At 47.8% G+C, this 1,124-nt stretch carries 1 protein-coding gene; it reads left to right on the top strand.

Annotation, left to right across the window (positions count from 1 at the left end):
* Positions 1–105: 105 nt before the first annotated feature.
* A partial coding sequence (locus AND4_RS19220) for a LamG-like jellyroll fold domain-containing protein (protein WP_043991966.1) occupies positions 106–1,124 on the top strand: 1,019 nt, incomplete at its 3' end.

The raw sequence follows: 1,124 nt of genomic DNA, 5'->3' as shown, positions 1-1,124 counted from the left end.
GACAAAGCTTCGCGTGAACGTATTTTTACTTAATGGGCGAAAAATAAGTCGTGACAACTGGGCTGAATTCAAGGGGACAGCTTAAGGAGTTTACTTGTTGGCGCGATGAACCGTTTGGAAGGTGCTTCAGATTTTCAGGATGCTCTCTTAGACGATGTTCAAGTTTGGTCACGAGCGCTTGATGGCAGCGATATGCAAGGCTACATGGTGGTGCCACCGCGAGCAGGTGAAAGCGATTTAATGGCGTATTACAACTTTAGCCGTTACAGAGGCTTGTGGGTTGAGAACGTGGCGACTGGCACCTTTGATATGAAGCTGTCTGAATTAAAGTTGATGGCGCCAGCTGAAGCTGAGGTGGACCAAGATGGCGATGGACTAAGTGATACTTTTGAGCTGTCAACATGCAGTGATCCTTACAATGCAGACAGTGATGGCGACGGTCTTTCGGATGGTCTGGAGATGGGGATCGAAACAGGTGAGCATCTGAGTGATCCGTGTAGCCCAGACAGTGATGGCGATGGCATTGATGATGGGTTCGAGTATGAAAAGGGCTGGGATTTACAAGGCTTTGATATTGGGGAGCTCAATGACCAGAGCATAAGCCACTGGGCTGAGTACGTTCAGGCGCAGGCCATATTGGCCGATGCTAACGGTGAAGCGGTGGTCTCGGGTGAACACGTCTTAGATGTCACTGATAAAGAAGCATTTGGTTACACAGGATTCATGCCTTCTGGTGACCAGTCCATGACTTTTATGTACTGGGTGAAGTTCAAAACATTGGATAGTCGTTATCAATTGTCTGGTGTGAATGATGGCGATGATCACAAACTGTATGTTGGATTAGATCATGGCAAGCCGACATCTGGTGCTGGTAGAGACCGGTATACAGAGTCAGACAAGGTTGAGGTGGATCAATGGCTGCACCTAGCCGTTGTATTCGACAAAGCTTCGCGTGAACGTATTTTTTACCTTAATGGGCGAGAAATAAGTCGTGGCAACTGGGCTGAATTTCAAGGGGACAGCTTAAGGAGTTTACTTGTTGGCGCGATGAACCGTTTGGAAGGTGCTTCAGATTTTCAGGATGCTCTCTTAGACGATGTTCAAGTTTGGTCACGAGCGCTTGA

The organism is Vibrio sp. AND4, assembly GCF_000171815.1.
GTDB lineage: Bacteria > Pseudomonadota > Gammaproteobacteria > Enterobacterales > Vibrionaceae > Vibrio.
Note: the sequence above shows the minus strand (reverse complement) of the source record. Positions and strands in the feature narration are given on the sequence as shown.